Genomic DNA, 14,946 nt, shown 5'->3' on the forward strand with positions numbered 1-14,946 from the left:
GACCGGCCGGTCCAGTCGGTCCAGTCGGCCCAGTCGGATCAGCCGGGTCGGTTGGATCAGCCGGACCGGCCGGTCCAGTCGGTCCAGTCGGCCCAGTCGGCCCAGTCGGTCCAGTCGGATCAGCCGGGTCGGTCGGATCAGCGGCACCGGCCGGGTCGGTCGGACCGGTCGGATCAGCCGGGTCGGTCGGACGGCGACAGGGCCGGGTCCGAGGCCGGCGCGGGAGACGGCCCCCGTTCGGGCACCGCGGTGCCCCGCCAGGCGATCGTGGCGCCCCGTACCGGTATCTCCGCGCTCTCCCCGCGCTACCAGGTCGGTGCCGTGGCCGCCCTCGCGGTCGTCGCCGTCGCCGTCTGCGCCCACCTCGGCCTGGTGTTCCTGCACGTGGCGCCGTCGAACACCCTCACCAAGCAGCACGGCGAGGCGGTGGACGAGTGGGTCTTCCCGGAGTTCGAACAGAACTGGAAGCTCTTCGCGCCCAACCCGCTCCAGCAGAACGTCTCCGTCCAGCTCCGGGCGGAGGTGAGCACGGCGGACGGCGCGATACGCACGACCGGCTGGTACGACCTGTCCGCCGAGGACGGCCGGGACATCGACGGCAATCCGCTGCCGAGCCACACCCAGCAGAACGAGCTCCGCCGGGCCTGGGACTTCTTCGTCGCCACCCACGACTCCGACGACCGCCCGGTGGGCCTGCGGGGCACGCTGTCCGAGGACTATCTGCGCCGCATCGCCGTCCTGCGCCTGGACCGGAACGACGCCGCCGGGCCGGGCGGTGCCGTCCAGCGCGTCCAGTACCGTTCCCGGACCACCAACGTGGAGCCGCCCTCGTGGAGCGGGGAGAAGGTCTCCGGCCGGCCGGCCTACCGCGAGCTGCCCTGGTGGCCGCTGGCCGCCGGTGGGAAGGAGGGGGACGCCGCGTGAACGACATCGCCCTCTCGGTCTCCCGCGGCATCGCCCGTGTCACCGGCGCCGCGCTCGGCCCGTACCAGACCGCCGTGATCCGCATCGGCTTCAGCGCCACCTGGCTGCTCTTCCTGCTGCGCGAACTGCCCCACCGCCACGAGCTGTACGGTCCCGGGAGCCCCTGGGGCCACGACCTCGCCGAGCAGCTGATCGCGGACAACGGCGCCTTCACGGTGCTGATGTGGTCCGACGGGCGGGTCTGGTTCGAGATCGTCTACGCGGTGGCCGTCCTGAGCGGTGTGCTGCTCCTGCTGGGCTGGCGCACCCGGACCATGTCCGTGATCTTCATGGTCGGTGTGCTCTCGCTGCAGAACCGCAGCGTCTTCATGGGGGACGGCGGCGACAACGTCCTGCACCTGATGAGCATCTACCTGGTGCTCACGCGCTGCGGCCAGGTGTGGTCGCTGGACGCGCGCCGGGCGCGGCGTGCGGGTGGGGCACGCGCGCGTGGGGAGCGTGTCGTGGACCGGGCCGGGCCGGCGCTGTGGTGGGTGTTCGGGTTCGTGCTGCTCACCATGACGTCGGCGGGCGGGCTGGACGGCGACTGGTTCGTTCCGGCGCTGCTGTGGGCGGTGTGGGCCGCGCAGGGCCTGTGGTGGGCCGTGGGGCGCTGGGCCGGGGGCGGTGAGCCGCGGATCCTGCTCGACGTGATCGCCAACATCGTGCACAACGGCGCGCTGGTCGTGATCATGGCCGAGGCCTGCCTGATCTACGCGACGGCGGGCTGGTACAAGATCCAGGGCTCGCGCTGGCAGGACGGCACCGCGGTCCACTACCCGCTGAACCTTGACTACTTCTCGCCCTGGCCCGCGCTCTCCGAGGCGCTGGCCGCCAACGGCACGATGGTCATGCTCATCACCTACGGCACGGTCGCCGTGCAGGTCGCGTTCCCGTTCACGCTGTTCAACCGGCGGATCAAGAACGTGCTGCTGGCCGCCATGATGGCCGAGCACGCGGTGATCGCCGTGGTGCTGGGGCTGCCGTTCTTCTCGCTGGCGATGATCGCCGCGGACGCGGTCTTCCTGCCAACCTCCTTCCTGCGCCGGCTGGGCGGCCGGGCGGCACGCGCGCGTGCCGGGCTACTGGGCCGGCTACTGGGCCGGCTGCCGGGCCGGCTGACGGCCGGGCGTGGCGACGGCGGTGGCGACGGCGGTGGTGCCGGTGGTGGTGCCGGTGGTGGGGACGACCGCAGGGCGGCGGTGCCCGGGCCCCGCTCCCAGGAGGCCGCGGAGAGCGACAAGGACCCCGGCCACACGCACGTAGGCTTCCGGACATGACCGACCCCGACCTCGATCCGCCGGCCGTCTGGCGCCGGCACGCCGGGCCGTGCGTGCTGCTCGACGGGTTCCACGCCCTCAAGCACGCGCTGCGATTCGGCGCCGAGGTCCCGGTGGCCGTCACCGCCGACCGCGCGGGCGCCCTGGCCCTCGCCGAGGAGCTGGCGCCCGACGTGCGGGACGCCATGGACGCTCTGCTGGCGGAGGTGCCGCAGGAGACGTACGCCTCCCTCGTGCCGCGCCCGCATCCCACCGCCGTGGCCGCCCTGGCCGTACGGCCCTCGCGTGCGGTCAGCCTGCGGGCGCTGGCGCACACGCCCCGCCGTACGCCCGTCGTGGTCCTCGACCAGCCGCGCAACCTCGGCAACGCGGGGGCGGTGATCCGGCTGGCCGCCGGTTTCGGGGCGACCGGTGTGGTCACCACGGGCACACTCGATCCATGGCATCCCACGGTGGTGCGCGGCGGGGCGGGGCTGCACTTCGCGACCGCCGTGGAACGGCTGGAGGCCGGGGAGCTGCCGCCGGGGCCGGTGTTCGCGCTGGACCCGGAGGGCGAGGACGTCCGCGGGCTGAAGCTGCCGGACGACGCGCTGCTCGCGTTCGGCTCGGAGCGCAGCGGGCTGTCGCGGGAGCTGCGCGCGCGTGCCGACCATCTGGTGGCGCTGCCGATGCGCCCCCAGGTCTCCAGCTACAACCTCGCGACCAGTGTGGCCATGACGCTGTACCACTGGAGCGCCGGCGGGGGCGCACCGCACGTGACCTGACAGGCTGTTCTAGGCCTGGCGGCGGACCTCCACCACCCGGAAGCGGCTGGCCACGAAAGCCCCGTCGCACAGGGCGGCGTTGGCCGCCGGGTTGCCGCCCGAGCCGTGGAAGTCGGAGAAGGCGGCCGTCTGGTTGACGTACACCCCGCCGGTGAGGTTCAGGGACAGCTGGGCCGCCTCCTCCAGGCAGGCCTCCCGCACGGACTGCTCGACCTCCGTGTCGGTCGTGTAGGCGCCCACCGTCATCGCGCCCTTCTCCCGGACGCTGTGCCGCAGCAGCTCCACGGCGTGCTGCGCGGAGTCGACGGCGACGGCGAAGGAGACCGGGCCGAAGCACTCGCTGGTGTAGGCGGCCTCGTCGTCGGGCTTGGCGCCGTCCAGCTTGACGATCACCGGGGTGCGCACGACCGCGTCCGGGAAGTCCGGGTTGGCCACCTCGCGGGAGGCCAGGGCGACCTCGCCGAGGCCGGCGGCGGCCTCCAGGCGGGCCTTGACGTCCGGGTTGACGATCGCGCCGAGCAGGGCGTTCGCCCGGGCGTCGTCGCCGAGGAGTCCGTCGACGGCCCGCGCCAGGTCCGCGGTCACCTCGTCGTAGGTCCTGGGGCCCTGGTCGGTGCGGATGCCGTCGCGGGGGATCAGCAGGTTCTGCGGGGTGGTGCACATCTGGCCGCTGTAGAGGGAGAGGGAGAAGGCCAGGTTGGCGAGCATCCCCTTGTAGTCGTCGGTGGAGTCGACGATCACCGTGTTGACGCCGGCCTTCTCGGTGAAGACCTGCGCCTGGCGGGCGTTGGCCTCCAGCCAGTCGCCGAAGGAGGTGGAGCCGGTGTAGTCGATGATCCGGATCTCGGGGCGGGTCGCCAGGGTCTTGGCGATGCCCTCGCCGGGGTGCTCGGCGGCCAGCGCGACCAGGTTCGGGTCGAAACCGGCCTCGGCGAGGACGTCGCGGGCCACCTGCACGGTGAGCGCGAGCGGCAGCACCGCGCGCGGGTGGGGCTTGACCAGCACCGCGTTGCCGGTGGCGAGGGAGGCGAACAGGCCCGGGTAGCCGTTCCAGGTCGGGAAGGTGTTGCAGCCGATGACCAGGCCGATACCGCGCGGGACCGGCGTGAACTGCTTGGTCAGCGCGAGCGGGTCGCGCTTGCCCTGCGGCTTGGTCCACTCCGCCGTGTCGGGGGTACGGACCTGCTCCACGTACGCGTAGGCCACGGCCTCCATGCCGCGGTCCTGCGCGTGCGGGCCGCCTGCCTGGAAGGCCATCATGAAGGCCTGGCCGGAGGTGTGCATGACCGCCTGGGCGAACTCCATCGTCCGGTCGGCGATCCGCCGGAGGATCTCCAGGCAGACCATCGCGCGCAGCTCCGCGCCCGCGTCCCGCCACGCCTTCTGGCCGGCCTTCATGGCGGGCAGCAGCACGTCGAGGTCCGCGTGCGGGTACTGAACGCCCAGCTCGACGCCGTACGGGGAGACCTCGCCGCCGGTCCAGCCGTCGGTGCCGGGCTGGCCGAGGTCGAGGCGGGTGCCGAGCAGGGCGTCGAAGGCGGCCTTGCCCGCGGCCGTGTCCAGGCTGCCGTTCTCCCCGTAGGCCTTGGGGTGTTCGGGGTGGGGGGACCAGTACGCGCGCGTGCGGATCGTCTCCAGCGCCAGGTCCAGGGTCGGCCGGTGCTGGGCGATCAGCTGGTGTGCGGTGAGTTCGGCGGCCATGCGGGACCAACTCCTCGTCTCTCACGAACTCGCCGTCGACTCCGCGTCGACGCTTCGTCGAGTCCGTGGACCTGGGGGAAACCTGGGCAGAAACAGGCGGACACGGCTAGAGTAACCGAACGATCGGTCGGGACAAGGGGGACCGCCGCATCTGTGGAAAACCCCGTGCGGGAGGATCGCGCACATGACAGCACTCGACCTCAGCAGCCCCGTGGCCGTCGTCGGCACCGGCACCATGGGCCAGGGCATCGCCCAGGTGGCGCTGGTCGCGGGCCACCCCGTACGGCTGTACGACGCCGTCCCCGGGCGGGCCCGGGAAGCGGCCGACGCGATCGGCGCCCGGCTCGACCGGCTCGTCGAGAAGGAACGGCTCACCGGCGCCGAGCGGGACGCCGCCCGTGCCCGGCTCGGGCCCGCCGAGGCCCTCGCCGGCCTCGCCGACTGCGCGCTGGTCGTCGAGGCGGTCCTGGAACGGCTGGACGTCAAGCAGGAGCTGTTCCGGGCGCTGGAGGACGTCGTCGGCGACGACTGCCTGCTCGCCACCAACACCTCCTCCCTGTCCGTCACCGCCATCGGCGGCGCGCTCCGCGCCCCCGGCCGCTTCGTCGGCCTGCACTTCTTCAACCCCGCGCCGCTGCTGCCGCTGGTGGAGGTGGTCTCCGGGTTCGCCACCGACCCCGCGTCGGCCACGCGCGCGTACGAGACGGCCCGCGCCTGGGGGAAGACCCCGGTCGCCTGCGCCGACACCCCCGGCTTCGTCGTCAACCGAGTCGCCCGGCCCTTCTACGCCGAGGCCCTCGCGGTCCACGAGCTGCGGGCCGCCGACCCGGCCACCGTCGACGCCGTGCTGCGCGAGTCGGGCGGCTTCAGGATGGGCGCCTTCGAGCTGACCGACCTGATCGGGCAGGACGTCAACGAGTCCGTCACGCACTCCGTGTGGCAGGCGTTCTTCCAGGACGCGCGCTTCACACCGTCGCTCGCCCAGCGCCGCCTGGTCGAGTCCGGCCGGCTCGGCCGCAAGAGCGGGCAGGGCTGGTACGACTACCGGGACGGTGCCGAGCGGCCCGAGCCGCACACCGCCGAACCCGCCGACCGGCCCGCGTACGTCGTCGCCGAGGGGGGCCTCGGACCGGCCGGCGAGCTGCCCGCGCTGATCCGCGAGGCGGGCATCGAGGTCCGCGAGGAGGACCGGGGCACCGGGTCGCTGGTGCTGCCCGGCGGCGGCCGGCTCCACCTCACCGACGGGCAGACCTCGGCCGAGCTCGGCGGTGCCATCCACTTCGACCTCGCCCTCGACTACCGGCGGGCCACCCGTATCGCCCTCGCGCCCTCCGGGACCACCCCGCCCCGCGCCCTCGCCGAGGCCACCGGCCTCTTCCAGGCGCTCGGCAAGAAGGTCAGCGTCGTCGGCGACGTGCCCGGCATGATCGTGGCGCGGACGGTCGCGCGGATCGTCGACCTGGCGTACGACGCGGTCGCCCGGGGCGTGGCCTCGGCGGAGGACGTCGACACCGCGATGCGCCTCGGCGTGAACTACCCGCTCGGGCCCGTCGAGTGGGGCCGCCGGCTGGGACTCCGGTGGGTGTACGAACTGCTGGGCGAGCTGCACGAACGCGAGCCCTCCGGGCGCCACGCCCCGTCCCTGGCGCTCCGCCGTCACACGCACGCCTCCGACGCAGGGGAGGGCACCCCCTCATGAGTACCGCCAGGCGCGACACGTACACGCCCGAGACGCTGCTCTCCGTCGCCGTGCAGGTCTTCATCGAGCGCGGCTACGACGGCACCTCCATGGAGCACCTCTCCAAGGCGGCCGGCATCTCCAAGTCGTCGATCTACCACCACGTCACGGGCAAGGAGGAGCTGTTGCGCCGGGCCGTGAGCCGGGCGCTGGACGAGCTCTTCGCGATCCTCGACGAGGAGCACGCGCGCGTGGGGCCCGCCGCCGAGCGGCTGGAGTACGTCGTGCGGCGCATGGTCGAGGTGCTCATGGCCGAACTGCCGTACGTCACGCTGCTGCTGCGGGTGCGCGGCAACACCGGCACCGAGCGGTGGGCGCTGGAGCGGCGGCGCGAGTTCGACCACCGGGTCGCCGACCTGCTGAAGGCCGCGGCGGCCGAGGGGGACGTGCGCGCGGACGTGGAGGTACGGCTCGCGACGCGCCTGGTCTTCGGCATGATCAACTCGATCGTGGAGTGGTACCGGCCCGACGGTCCCCACGGCAGCGGCGGCCGGGGCGGCGCGGGTGAGCGCGAAGTGGTCGACGCGGTGGCGCGGCTGGTCTTCGGGGGTCTGCGCAAGGCGTCCTGAGTGGCCACTAGGCTCCGGCCCGGCGGTCAGCTCTGCGGTTCCAGGTCCTCGGTCTCGAACACCAGCAGGGTGCGCGTGCTGAGTACCTCCGGGATGGCCTGGAGACGGGTGAGCACCAGTTCGCGCAGGGCCCGGTTGTCCGGGGTGTGCACCAGCAGCAGGACGTCGAAGTCGCCGCCCACCAGGGCGATGTGCGAGGCCCCGGGGAGCTGCCGGAGCTGCGCGCGGACCGTGCGCCAGGAGTTCTGCACGATTTTCAGGGTGATGTACGCCGAGGTGCCGTGCCCGGCGCGTTCGTGGTCGACGCGGGCGCCGAAGCCACGGATGACGCCGTCCTCGACGAGCCGGTTGATGCGCGCGTAGGCGTTCGCGCGCGAGACGTGCACCCGCTCGGCGACCGAGCGTATCGAGGCGCGGCCGTCCGCCTGGAGCATGCGCAGGATGTCCTGATCGATGGCGTCCAGCGGGCGCGGGGGCGGCGGGGCGCCGGCGTCGTCCGGGCCGCCGGCTTCTTCCGGGCGTTCGGCCATTTGTTCAGATGCCACGTGCCCCCGCCTTCCTCCCATGGACGTACTGCGTCCATCTCAGGCTGTGGAGAACCGTTTGTCCACAGCCTGGGGCCGCCTGTAGCCAAAATGCGTCGGCGACCGAACAATCGGTAGGTGAGGCCCGTCACATCCGTGGCGAGCCGACAGCCGCTCCCACGAGGAGGTGCCGTCATGACGGTCATGGAGCAGCGGGGCGCTTACCGGCCCACACCGCCGCCCGCCTGGCAGCCCCGTACCGACCCCGCGCCGCTGCTGCCCGACGCGGAGCCGTACCGCGTCCTCGGCACGAAGGCCGCCGAGGAGGCCGACCCCGAGCTGCTGCGCACGCTGTACGCCCGGCTGGTCGCCGGCCGGCGCTACAACGCGCAGGCCACGGCGCTGACCAAGCAGGGCCGGCTGGCCGTCTACCCCTCCAGCACCGGTCAGGAGGCCTGCGAGGTCGCCGCCGCGCTGGCCCTTCAGGAGCGGGACTGGCTCTTCCCGAGCTACCGCGACACGCTCGCCGTCGTCGCCCGCGGGGTCGACCCCGTCGAGGCACTCACCCTGCTGCGCGGTGACTGGCACACCGGCTACGACCCCTTCGAGCACCGGGTCGCGCCCCTGTCCACGCCGCTGGCCACCCAGCTCCCGCACGCCGTCGGTCTTGCGCACGCCGCCCGGCTCAAGGGCGACGACGTGGTCGCGCTCGCCATGGTCGGCGACGGCGGCACCAGCGAGGGCGACTTCCACGAGGCGCTGAACTTCGCGGCCGTCTGGCGGGCACCGGTCGTCTTCCTCGTGCAGAACAACGGCTTCGCGATCTCCGTTCCGCTCGCCAAGCAGACCGCGGCCCCGTCGCTGGCCCACAAGGCCGTCGGCTACGGCATCCCCGGCCGCCTGGTCGACGGCAACGACGCCGCCGCCGTGCACGAGGTCCTGTCCGACGCCGTGCGCCACGCGCGCGCGGGGGGCGGTCCCACGCTGGTGGAGGCGGTGACGTACCGCGTCGAGGCGCACACCAACGCCGACGACGCGACGCGCTACCGGGGCGACGCCGAGGTCGAGGCCTGGCGCCGGCACGACCCGATCGAGCTGCTTCAGCGGGAGCTGACCGAGCGCGGTCTGCTCGACGAGGAGGGCGTCCGGGCCGCCCGCGAGGACGCCGAGACCATGGCCGCCGACCTGCGCGCCCGCATGAACAGGGACCCGGAACTCGACCCCATGGACCTGTTCGACCACGTCTACGCCGAGCCCACGCCGCAGCTGCGCGAGCAGCGCGACCTGCTGCGGGCGGAGCTGGCGGCGGCGGCCGAGGCGGAGACCGGGGCCGCGTCCGGGGCGCCCGAAGGGGGACACCGATGACCACGGTCGCCGTCAAGCCGGCCACCATGGCGCAGGCCCTCACGCGCGCGCTGCGCGACGCCATGGCCGCCGACCCGGGCGTGCACGTCCTGGGCGAGGACGTGGGCACCCTCGGCGGCGTCTTCCGGGTCACCGACGGACTCGCCGCGGAGTTCGGCGAGGACCGCTGCACGGACACCCCGCTCGCCGAGGCCGGCATCCTCGGCACGGCCGTGGGCATGGCGATGTACGGACTGCGCCCGGTCGTGGAGATGCAGTTCGACGCCTTCGCCTACCCGGCGTTCGAGCAGGTCGTCAGCCACGTCACCAAGATGCGCAACCGCACCCGCGGCCGGATGCCCCTGCCGCTGACCATCCGCGTCCCCTACGGTGGCGGCATCGGCGGCGTCGAGCACCACAGCGACTCGTCCGAGGCGTACTACATGGCGACTCCGGGGCTCCATGTCGTCACGCCCGCGACCGTCGCCGACGCCTACGGGCTGCTGCGCCGGTCCATCGCCTCCGACGACCCGGTGGTCTTCCTCGAACCCAAGCGTCTGTACTGGTCGAAGGATGCCTGGAACCCCGAGGAGCCGACGCCCGTTGAACCGGTGGGCCGCGCGGTGGTGCGGCGCTCGGGCAGGAGCGCCACACTCATCACGTACGGACCGTCGCTGGTCGCCTGCATGGAGGCGGCCGAGGCGGCCCGGGCCGAGGGCTGGGACCTCGAAGTCGTCGATCTGCGCTCCCTGGTGCCGTTCGACGACGAGACGGTGTGCGCTTCGGTGCGGCGGACGGGACGCGCGGTCGTCGTCCACGAGTCGGGTTCCTTCGGGGGCCCGGGCGGGGAGATCGCGGCCCGGGTCACGGAGCGCTGCTTCCACCACCTGGAGGCGCCGGTGCTGCGTGTGGCCGGGTTCGACATCCCGTATCCGCCGCCGATGCTGGAGCGTCACCACCTGCCCGGTGTGGACCGGATCCTGGACGCCGTGGGGCGCCTGCAGTGGGAGGCCGAAAGCTGATGGCACACGCTTCTGATGGGCGCAGCCTGGAGTTCAAGCTCCCCGACCTCGGTGAGGGGCTCACCGAGGCGGAGATCGTGCGCTGGCTGGTCGAGGTCGGCGACGTCGTGGCCGTCGACCAGCCGGTCGTCGAGGTCGAGACGGCCAAGGCGATGGTCGAGGTGCCCTGCCCCTACGAGGGCGTGGTCACCGCCCGCTTCGGCGAGGAGGGCTCGGAGCTGCCCGTCGGAGCGCCGCTGCTGACGGTGGCGGTGGGCGAGGGTGCCGCCGGCCTTCCGGCGCGGGACTCCGGCGCCGGCGGCGAGGCGGTGGAGCCGGCGCGAGCCGAGGGGCCGGCGGCCGGGCAGGCGAAGGCCGGGGGCTCGGGCAACGTCCTCGTCGGATACGGCACCTCCGAAGCGCCCGCGCGCCGGCGCCGGGTGCGGCCGGACCGGCAGACGTCCACCGCGGCGGCGACCGGGCAGGTCAACGGCCGGGCCCGTACCGCGGACCCGGTGGACGGCCCCGTCCCCGTCATCTCCCCGCTGGTGCGCAGGCTGGCCCGGCAGAACGACCTGGACCTGCGCGAGCTGAGCGGCTCCGGCCCGGAAGGGCTGATCCTGCGGGCGGACGTGGAGTACGCGCTGCGTGCCGCCGCCGCGCACGGCGGCCGTACGGCGGTCCGGGAGGGACAGGCCGGCCCCACCGAGGCGCCGGCACCCGTGTCCTCCGCCGCGCGTTCCGGCGGTGTCCGCACCCCCCTCAAGGGCGTCCGCGGCGCCGTCGCCGACAAGCTCTCCCGCAGCCGGCGCGAGATCCCGGACGCGACCTGCTGGGTGGACGCCGACGCGACCGAGCTGATGCGGGCGCGCACGGCCATGAACGCGGCGGGCGGGCCGAAGATCTCCCTCGTCGCGCTGCTGGCCCGGATCTGCACGGCCGCCCTGGCCCGCTTCCCGGAGCTGAACTCCACGGTCGACGCGGAGGCCCGCGAGGTCGTCCGGTTCGACCACGTCCACCTCGGCTTCGCGGCGCAGACCGACCGGGGGCTGGTCGTGCCGGTCGTCCGGGACGCTCACGCCCGGGACGCCGAGGCGCTCACCGCCGAGTTCGCCCGGCTGACCGAGGCGGCCCGGGCCGGTCGCCTGACGCCCGGTGCACTGACCGGCGGGACCTTCACGTTGAACAACTACGGCGTCTTCGGCGTCGACGGCTCCACGCCGATCATCAACCACCCCGAGGCGGCCATGCTCGGCGTCGGCCGCATCGTCCCCAAACCGTGGGTGCACGAGGGCGAGTTGGCGGTGCGCCAGGTCGTCCAGCTGTCGCTCACCTTCGACCACCGGGTGTGCGACGGTGGTACGGCGGGCGGTTTCCTGCGGTACGTGGCGGACTGCGTCGAACAGCCGGCGGTGCTGCTGCGGACCCTGTGACGAGAGTCCGGCGGCGACGCCGGTCGGCACACTCCGATCGCGCGGGCTCCCCCGCGTTCCCTGTGATCGCCGGGCAACGCATACTCGGGGGGTGACCGCGTACAAGCCCTCCGGTGATCCCGGCGCCGGCACCGACCCCGCGCCCGGTCCGGCCCCCGTCGGGTACGACGCCGTCGTGCTCGCCGGCGGGGCCGCGCGGCGACTCGGCGGCGCCGACAAACCCGGCCTCCGCGTGGGCGGTCGCGCGCTGCTGGACCGGGTGCTCGCCGCCTGCGCCGGAGCGCGGACGACCGTCGTGGTCGCCGACCCGCGACCCACCGCGCGCCCGGTGACCTGGGCGCGCGAGGACCCGCCCGGCGGCGGACCGCTCGCCGCCCTCGCCGCCGGTCTGCGGCACACCACTGCCGAGCACGTCGTGGTGGTCTCCGCCGACCTGCCGTTCCTCGCCGGGTCCACCGTCGGACGACTGCTGTCGGCCCTCGTCGCGAGCGACGCCGATGGCGCGCTGCTCACCGACGCCGACGGCCGCGACCAGCCCCTCGTCGCCGCCTACCGTGCGTCCGCGCTGCGCCGCGAACTGCCCGCGCGGGACCGTGCGGGTCTCACCGGGCTGCCGCTGCGCCGGCTCACCGGCGCGCTCCGTCTCACCCGTGTCCCCGATGCCGTCGCCTCCTTCGACTGCGACACCTGGGACGACATCGCCACCGCAAGGGCACGCATCAGGGAGCATGGTCACGTGTTGGATGAATGGATCACCGCAGCCAAGGACGAGTTGGGCATCGACCTCGACGTCGACACCGGCCTTCTGCTCGACCTCGCCCGGGACGCCGCCCACGGGGTGGCCAGGCCGGCGGCCCCGCTGACCACCTTCCTCGTCGGCTACGCGGCCGGGCGGGCCCAAGGCGGCCCCGAAGCCGTCGCCGAGGCAGCCCGCAAGGCCGCCGCTCTCGCGCAGCGCTGGGCGGAGGAGACCGCCGTAGCCGAGTCCGCACCCGCGGCGGGCAAGCCCGACGTGGCTCCGGACGCCACCCCTGACACCCGCCCGGACGCGCGATGACCTCCCACGGCACACGGACCGACGAGGAAGCCGAAGACCTCGACGTCGAGGAGGCGCTCGCCCTCGTGAAGGAGAACCGCGGCCCGGCCGGCCCGCCCCACGGCGACCACGACCACGCGACGACGCCCGCGCACGCCACGCACCACGGCGACCACAGTCACCACGAAGCCCACGGAGCCCACGGAGCCCACGGACCCCAAGGGCCACAGGACGCCCCGCACAAGCAGGCCGACTCCCACCACCGCGCGACGCCCTGGCCCGAAGCCCGGGCGACCGCCGAGCGCGCCGCCCGGACCGCCGTCCGTGCCGCTCGCCGCGCCCCGCTCGCCGAGCCCCTCGGCGCGGCCCTGGGCCTCACCCTGGCCTCGCCACTCACCGCCCTGACCGACCTGCCCTCCTTCGACACCTCCGCGATGGACGGCTGGGCCGTCGCCGGCCCGGGCCCCTGGACGGTGCGCGACGAGGGCGTCCTGGCCGGACACGCGGAACCCGCGCCCCTCACCGACGGCGAGGCCGTCCGTATCGCCACCGGCGCGCGGGTCCCCCTGGACACCACCGCCGTACTGCGCACCGAACACGGCCGTACCGACGGCAGAAACCGGCTGCAGGCGACCCGGGAGGTCGTCCACGGCCAGGACATCCGCCCGCGCGGTCAGGAGTGCCGCAGCGGCGACCAGTTGCTGCCCGTCGGCACCCTGGTGACGCCGGCCGTGCTGGGCCTCGCGGCAGCCGCCGGCTACGACAGCGTCACCGCGGTCCCCCGCCCACGCGTCGACGTCCTCGTCCTCGGCGACGAACTGCTCACCGAGGGCCGCCCGCACGACGGCCTCATCCGGGACGCGCTCGGCCCGATGCTGCCGCCGTGGCTGCGTGCCCTGGGCGCCGAGGTCCGCGCGGTCCGCCGGATCGGCGACGACGCCGAGGCCCTGCACCGCGCCGTCACCGCCTCCGACGCCGACCTGGTCATCACGACCGGCGGTACCGCCGCGGGCCCCGTCGACCACGTCCATCCCGTCCTGAGCCGTGTCGGCGCCGAACTCCTCGTGGACGGCGTCAAGGTGCGCCCGGGCCACCCCATGCTGCTGGCCCGGCTCAAGGACGACCAGCACCTCGTCGGCCTGCCCGGCAACCCTCTCGCCGCCGTCTCCGGACTGCTCACGCTCGCCGAACCGCTGCTGCGCACCCTCGCCGCCCGTCCGGCGCCCGAGCCGTACACGCTGCCGCTGCGGGACGCGGTGCACGGGCACCCGTACGACACCCGGCTCGTCCCCGTCGTACTGCGCGGCGACGGTGCCGTGCCGCTGCACTACAACGGCCCGGCCATGCTGCGCGGCATCGCGGCCGCCGACGCCCTGGCCGTCGTACCCCCGGGCGGGGCTCGTCCGGGCCAGGAGGCCGAGCTGCTCGACCTGCCCTGGGCCACCGGCGGAATCGGAGTGTGTTTCACGTGAAACTCCCGGGCCAGGACGCGATCGCCCGCCAGGCGGACGAACACCTCGTGACCCATCGGGTGAAACTCCCGAGGAAGCTGGTGGAGCACCCGATCCGCCAGGTCGGCAAACGGCTGTCCCTGGCCCTGGTGGTCCTCCTGGCGACGGCGTTCATCGTCTATGCCGACGCCGACGGCTACAACGACAACTCCGACGGCTCCGTCGACCTCCTCGACGCCTTCTACTACGCCACCGTCACCCTCTCCACCACCGGTTACGGCGACATCACGCCCGTCAGCGACGCGGCCCGGCTGACCAACATCTTCGTCGTCACGCCGCTGCGTGTGATGTTCCTGATCATCCTGGTCGGCACCACGTTGGAAGCCCTCACCGAGCGCACGCGGGATGAGTGGCGCCTGAACCGCTGGAGGTCCACTTTGCGCGATCACACCGTCGTCGTCGGCTTCGGTACCAAGGGACGGTCGGCGATCCAGACCGTCTGTGCGACCGGGCTGCGCAAGGAGCAGGTCGTCGTCGTCGATCCCAGCGGGAAGGCCATCGAGGCCGCGACGGCCCACGGCTACGCGGGCGTGGTCGGTGACGCGACGCGCAGCGACGTGCTGAACCGCGCCGAGGTGTACCGGGCGAGGCAGATCATCATCGCCACCCAGCGCGACGACACGGCCGTACTGGTGACGCTGACGGCCCGGCAGCTCAACCGCGCGGCGAAGATCGTGGTCGCGGTGCGCGAGGAGGAGAACGCGCCGCTGCTGAAGCAGTCCGGCGCCGACGCCGTGATCACCAGCGCCAGCGCCGCGGGCCGCCTGCTCGGGCTCTCCGTGCTCAGCCCCGCCGCCGGCATGGTGATGGAGGACCTCATCAGCCAGGGCAGTGGCCTCGACCTCATCGAGCGGCCGGTCATAAAGGCCGAGGTGGGCAGGAACCCGCGCGAGACGGATGACCTGGTGGTCAGCGTCGTCCGCGGACACCGGGTACTCGGCTACGACGACCCGGCCGTCGGCGGACTGGAGCTGACGGACCGCCTGATCACGATCGTGCGGGCGACGCCGGCCACCCATGTGGCACCCGACGCCCGCCCGCTGCCCCGTGACTGACGGGGCGCCGATCCCGTACCGCGGAGG

13 protein-coding genes are annotated in these 14,946 nt (G+C 73.8%); 11 read left to right on the top strand and 2 right to left on the bottom strand.

Translation table 11 applies throughout. The features are described from left to right. The first annotated feature begins 249 nt into the window (after positions 1–249). From ACIQ1J_RS04965 to ACIQ1J_RS04975, 3 genes are read left to right on the top strand one after another with little or no spacing between them, the layout of a single operon-like run. Positions 250–924, top strand: coding sequence for a DUF5819 family protein (locus tag ACIQ1J_RS04965; RefSeq protein WP_403554158.1), 675 nt, complete (start codon positions 250–252; stop codon positions 922–924). Then, positions 921–2,243, top strand: coding sequence for an HTTM domain-containing protein (locus ACIQ1J_RS04970; RefSeq protein ID WP_403554160.1), 1,323 nt, complete (start codon positions 921–923; stop codon positions 2,241–2,243). The genes ACIQ1J_RS04965 and ACIQ1J_RS04970 overlap by 4 nt, the downstream gene beginning before the upstream one ends. Next, complete coding sequence (locus ACIQ1J_RS04975; protein ID WP_403554162.1) at positions 2,240–3,007, top strand: TrmH family RNA methyltransferase; 768 nt, start codon at positions 2,240–2,242, stop codon at positions 3,005–3,007. Before ACIQ1J_RS04970 ends, ACIQ1J_RS04975 begins: the two co-directional genes overlap by 4 nt. Positions 3,008–3,016: 9 nt before the next feature. On the opposite strand, the gene paaN is transcribed toward ACIQ1J_RS04975, so the two are convergent. Further along, complete coding sequence (gene paaN / locus ACIQ1J_RS04980; RefSeq protein WP_403554164.1) at positions 3,017–4,708, bottom strand: phenylacetic acid degradation protein PaaN; 1,692 nt, start codon at positions 4,706–4,708, stop codon at positions 3,017–3,019. A 184-nt stretch (positions 4,709–4,892) separates the two neighbouring features. Between paaN and ACIQ1J_RS04985 the strand changes: the two genes are divergently transcribed. Further along, positions 4,893–6,407, top strand: a complete 1,515-nt coding sequence (locus ACIQ1J_RS04985; protein WP_403554166.1) for a 3-hydroxyacyl-CoA dehydrogenase — start codon at positions 4,893–4,895, stop codon at positions 6,405–6,407. Then, complete coding sequence (locus ACIQ1J_RS04990; protein ID WP_403554167.1) at positions 6,404–7,015, top strand: TetR/AcrR family transcriptional regulator; 612 nt, start codon at positions 6,404–6,406, stop codon at positions 7,013–7,015. Before ACIQ1J_RS04985 ends, ACIQ1J_RS04990 begins: the two co-directional genes overlap by 4 nt. A gap of 26 nt (positions 7,016–7,041) precedes the next feature. Here the strand turns inward: ACIQ1J_RS04990 and ACIQ1J_RS04995 are convergent, their stop codons facing one another. Continuing rightward, positions 7,042–7,545, bottom strand: coding sequence for an Lrp/AsnC family transcriptional regulator (locus ACIQ1J_RS04995; protein WP_210960168.1), 504 nt, complete (start codon positions 7,543–7,545; stop codon positions 7,042–7,044). A gap of 189 nt (positions 7,546–7,734) precedes the next feature. Between ACIQ1J_RS04995 and pdhA the strand changes: the two genes are divergently transcribed. The 6 genes from pdhA to ACIQ1J_RS05025 all read left to right on the top strand — a co-directional run bounded on the left by pdhA (position 7,735) and on the right by ACIQ1J_RS05025 (position 14,919). Beyond that, the gene (pdhA, locus tag ACIQ1J_RS05000) at positions 7,735–8,904 is read left to right on the top strand and encodes a pyruvate dehydrogenase (acetyl-transferring) E1 component subunit alpha (RefSeq protein ID WP_403554169.1); all 1,170 of its coding nucleotides are present in this window, start codon (positions 7,735–7,737) and stop codon (positions 8,902–8,904) included. Continuing rightward, a complete protein-coding gene (locus ACIQ1J_RS05005) occupies positions 8,901–9,905 on the top strand; it encodes an alpha-ketoacid dehydrogenase subunit beta (protein WP_403554171.1) in 1,005 nt (334 codons plus the stop codon). Before pdhA ends, ACIQ1J_RS05005 begins: the two co-directional genes overlap by 4 nt. After that, complete coding sequence (locus tag ACIQ1J_RS05010; RefSeq protein WP_403554173.1) at positions 9,905–11,317, top strand: dihydrolipoamide acetyltransferase family protein; 1,413 nt, start codon at positions 9,905–9,907, stop codon at positions 11,315–11,317. The genes ACIQ1J_RS05005 and ACIQ1J_RS05010 overlap by 1 nt, the downstream gene beginning before the upstream one ends. Before the next feature lie 91 nt (positions 11,318–11,408). Continuing rightward, on the top strand, positions 11,409–12,374 hold the full coding sequence (locus tag ACIQ1J_RS05015) for an NTP transferase domain-containing protein (RefSeq protein ID WP_403554175.1): 966 nt from the start codon (positions 11,409–11,411) through the stop codon (positions 12,372–12,374). Beyond that, positions 12,371–13,825, top strand: a complete 1,455-nt coding sequence (locus tag ACIQ1J_RS05020; RefSeq protein WP_403554177.1) for a molybdopterin molybdotransferase MoeA — start codon at positions 12,371–12,373, stop codon at positions 13,823–13,825. Before ACIQ1J_RS05015 ends, ACIQ1J_RS05020 begins: the two co-directional genes overlap by 4 nt. Continuing rightward, on the top strand, positions 13,822–14,919 hold the full coding sequence (locus ACIQ1J_RS05025) for a TrkA family potassium uptake protein (protein ID WP_210959937.1): 1,098 nt from the start codon (positions 13,822–13,824) through the stop codon (positions 14,917–14,919). Before ACIQ1J_RS05020 ends, ACIQ1J_RS05025 begins: the two co-directional genes overlap by 4 nt. Positions 14,920–14,946: the final 27 nt, after the last annotated feature.

Source organism: Streptomyces sp. NPDC097107, assembly GCF_044762405.1.
Lineage (GTDB): Bacteria > Actinomycetota > Actinomycetes > Streptomycetales > Streptomycetaceae > Streptomyces > Streptomyces thinghirensis.